The organism is Peribacillus sp. NPDC058002 (genome assembly GCF_042886655.1).
Taxonomy (GTDB): Bacteria; Bacillota; Bacilli; order Bacillales; family DSM-1321; genus Peribacillus; species Peribacillus aracenensis.
In genome coordinates this window covers 1-3,949 of the sequence record NZ_JBHVQU010000299.1, presented here as the reverse complement: position 1 = coordinate 3,949, position 3,949 = coordinate 1, and the positions used below count along the sequence as shown (strand labels likewise).

At 32.9% G+C, this 3,949-nt stretch carries 3 protein-coding genes; 2 read left to right on the top strand and 1 reads right to left on the bottom strand.

All coding sequences use genetic code 11. The features are described from left to right. Window positions 1-263 precede the first annotated feature (263 nt). Window positions 264-407, top strand: coding sequence for a peptidoglycan-binding domain-containing protein (locus ACFVSH_RS23875; RefSeq protein ID WP_387708208.1), 144 nt, complete (start codon window positions 264-266; stop codon window positions 405-407). 318 nt (window positions 408-725) lie between these two features. On the opposite strand, the gene ACFVSH_RS23870 is transcribed toward ACFVSH_RS23875, so the two are convergent. Next, window positions 726-2,909 (bottom strand): MMPL family transporter, encoded by a 2,184-nt coding sequence (locus ACFVSH_RS23870; RefSeq protein WP_387708206.1) that lies wholly within the window; start codon window positions 2,907-2,909, stop codon window positions 726-728. Between the two features lie 241 nt (window positions 2,910-3,150). Between ACFVSH_RS23870 and ACFVSH_RS23865 the strand changes: the two genes are divergently transcribed. Next, window positions 3,151-3,687: a TetR/AcrR family transcriptional regulator gene (locus tag ACFVSH_RS23865; RefSeq protein WP_387708204.1), complete on the top strand. Its 537-nt coding sequence runs from the start codon at window positions 3,151-3,153 to the stop codon at window positions 3,685-3,687. Window positions 3,688-3,949 lie beyond the last annotated feature (262 nt).

Below are 3,949 nucleotides of genomic sequence, written 5' to 3'. Positions count from 1 at the left end.
ACTTCGAACAGTGGAGATGAAACAATTAGGTCCATTCAAAAAACTTTAAATAGCCGTTATGGAACTGGCCTAATTGTTGATGGATTTAATGGCCCTAAAACCAAATCATCACTTATCAAAGCACTACAAACTGAACTTAATAAACAATTTAATAAAAAGTTATTTGTGGAGGGAAATGGGGAACTAAAACTAAGGCTGCAATTGTCACTGTCCAAAAAGGTGCAAAAGGGAATCTTACTTGGATTCTGCAGGCTGCACTTTACTTGGAAGGATTTAACCCTGGATCACTTGATTCTATCTTCGGAAAAGGTACTGAATCAGCATTATCTAGATTCCAGAAAGCTAAAAAGATAACTGCAGATAAGAAGGCAGGTAAAGCAACTTTCACTAAATTGTTTGCAGCATAATCAAGAGCCCTTACTCGTATTGAGTAGGGGCCCTTTTTTTTGTTGAAGCTCTGTTAAAGGTGTTGTTGAATCTCTTAATGAACTAAGGGGCAGTATAATTGAAAAAGGAACTTAAATTTAAATCTCGAATATATAATGTAATCGGATAGCTAAAAATTTGATGACAGACAGGAGTTAGATACGATGATAAAAGGTTTCGGGGGAATATTTTGGAGATATCTTTTTAATGTAGAAATGGGACTGAAGAATAACAAGAATCGGACTACCTTCAGCCCCATTAGTTAATAATATTTATGCGAACTTAACATCTTTCTCCTTTTATTTCCTTTTTCTTTCTATTTCTATTTCTTTTATAAATGATTCTCCTTCAATATCTAAATTTGGTAGTAGTTTATCTAACCACTTTGGCAAGTACCAAGAAGCTTCTCCCATTATAATCATTACTGCTGGTACAATAGCCATTCTTACTACAAAAGCATCAAATAGAACGCCAAATGTGAGAGAAAAGCCCATTGCTTTAATTATTGGATCTGGAGCTAACATGAATCCAGTAAATACTGAAATCATAATCAACCCAGCAGCTGTTACTACTCCACCACTATTTCTCATTCCTGCTAAAACAGCTTCGCGTGCATCCCCAGTATGTGTAAATACTTCACGCATTCTACTAACTAGAAAGACCTCATAATCCATTGCTAACCCAAATAAAATCCCTATCACAATGACTGGTAAGAAGCTTAATACAGGATTAACAATGGGAAATCCAAATAAATCAATTAAATTTCCATCTTGTATAACAAATACAGTGAATCCTAATGTTGCACCTAATGAAAGTAAAAATCCTAGAACTGCTTTTAATGGAACTAGAATAGACCTGAATACTAGTACTAATAAAATGAATGAAAATCCAATAATTAATAAAGCGAATATTGGCAATGCATCACTCAATTTCTGTGATATATCAATGTTTACCGCCGTAGTACCTGTAACCATTAATTTTAACTGTTCGGATTTTTCCAAGGTCTTTGCCTTTGCTCTAATATCGTCTACAAGATCTTTTGTTTCTGAATCAGATGCTCCTGTCTCTGGAGTTATAGAAATAAGATACAATTCTCCTGATGGTCCAGGAATTGCTGGACTAACATTTTTTACATTTGATAATCCACTTAACTCTTCTACAGTATCACTTAATGCTACTTGTGGATTGGTTGTTTCGCTTGATGTTTTAGCGGCTACAATTAATGTTGCATGATGGCCTGGGCCATAAGCTTTGCTAAGTAAATCATATGCTTTTCTTTCTGTTGTCTCTTCATTTTTCGAACCGTTATCTGGTAATGCGAGTTCCATATGGGAAATAGGGATAGCAGTTATAGAAAGAAGTATAATTCCAATAACTGCTACCCTCCACGGGCGTTTTGCTACAAAATTTCCCCATCTATCGGAAGTAGTTTGTTTTTTATCGCTTTTAATAATTTTGCTTAAAAAAGTATTTTTTCTATCTGGTCCCACTTTATGTCCCATCAGACCTAAAAAAGCTGGAACCACAATTATTGCAATAAATATTGCTAATAATACGCATAGAGCAGCAGATAGCCCCATCATTGTTAAAAATGGTATTTTTGCAACAGATAAACCTAAGAGCGCAATGATGACTGTTATGCCAGCAAACACTACAGCACTCCCGGCTGTTCCATTTGAAATTGCTACAGACTCTTGGACAGAATATCCTTCTTTTCTTTGTTGTCTAAAACGAGTCATAATAAAGAGAGCATAATCAATGCCTACTGCCAGTCCCAACATTGCTGCTAACGTTATCGAAACAGAGGTAATTTCCAAATAATTTGTTCCAATCACAATTAATAAAATTCCTATAGCTAGTCCAATAACCGCCGTAATAATTGGTAACCCAGCTGCTAAGAAGGAAATAAAAGTAATTGCCAATATAACATAAGCAACAATTACCCCAATTACTTCTGTGATTCCTCCAATTTCCATTTCAGAAAATAAAACATCACCAGCTAATTCTGTTTGAATACCTGCATCACGTGTATTTTCAATGTTTTCTATAATATTTTCCTTTGATTTTTCCGATACCTTGTCTGCTGCTACATTATAAGTAACAATTGCATAACCTATTTTCTTATCTTTACTTAAATTCCCTAACTCTAATGGGTGTGCAACAGAAACAACATGATCATCTTTTTCTTTTATCACTCCCAATGTATCCGTAATTACTTTATTAACCTCTTCAGAATCTAAGGTTTTATTTTCAGGTGCTTTTAATACTAACTGTACTTGACCTCCTGTTGAGGGAAATTCCTTTTTAATGAGTTGAAGGGCTTTTTCTGATTCTGATCCAGGTATAGACATGTCTTCAGAAAAATTTGGTCCCAGATTCATTGCAATAATTGCTATCGCAAGGAGAACTGTTAATGAGCCTCCAATTATTTTTTTACTATTGTTTGCCGCCCATTTTCCTAATTTATAAAGATACTTTGCCATTAATAGCTTCCTTTCATCCTAATATTACATACAACACATTAAAACAACTAGTTATTATTTAAACGACAAGTCATTAATCGAACACTTCGTTGATTTAATGGCATAGACATAGTATATTAAAGCTAATTGAAGGTAACAATAAGCAAAATGAAAACATGTGTCATTAAATAGTCATTTATTAATGTTTTGTTCATTTAAAAACATATTGAAGTGATTTGGTTAATAAGTAGGAGGGGAAAATATGGTTGGTACACCAGGAAACCGAAGAACATTGTATAGTAAAAAGGTAATTATAGAGGCTTTTTTACTGCTACTACAAGAAAAAAACTTAAATAAAATTACTGTTACGGATATTTGCAAAGAAGCAGATATTAATCGCGGCACTTTTTATTCTTATTACAATGATCCGTTTGATTTAATGAGAAGTATTGAAGAAGAAATGATAGAGAAAATGATGAGTACAATTAATATTTCAGGAGAACAAAATATACTAAATGAACTTTTAAAATTGATACTTATAAATAAGGAGCTCTGTAAAATCATTTTTAATGAAAAAAATAGCTCTCATGTACTAAATACAGTTTTGAATTCTGCTCATGATATAACAATTGCAGAAATAAAAAAACAGTTACCAAATGCTAATGAGAATCATTTAGAATATTTTTTCACTTATTCGACTGGAGGGATCATTGAAGTAATTCGAAAATGGATAAATGATGATATGAAAATTCCAACTGAAGAAGTTGTACAAATCTTAGAAAGTATGAACGTCACCTAATTTCAATAAATAGTAATTTAATATTATGAATAATTGTCATTAATAGGTACAGAGATTCACTATAAAAAAGACCATTATCATTTATTTGCTTAAAATTATTCTATATCGAATTAGCTAAAGAGATCGTAAACTTTTCGGGAAAATGTGAAGAGTTTTACTTAAACTAACGGGTGCGTTCGTATTATAAGGTGAGCCAGTTTTTACTGGTTGACCTTTTTTTAATAGAATCTATTATATCAGTAGCCAGGGTAGGACGTACGGG

Coding starts and splice junctions, on each gene's coding strand:
- ACFVSH_RS23870 (WP_387708206.1), bottom strand. CDS start 2,909: ATGGCAAAGTATCTTTATAAATTAGGAAAATGGGCGGCAAACAATAGT.
- ACFVSH_RS23865 (WP_387708204.1), top strand. CDS start 3,151: ATGGTTGGTACACCAGGAAACCGAAGAACATTGTATAGTAAAAAGGTA.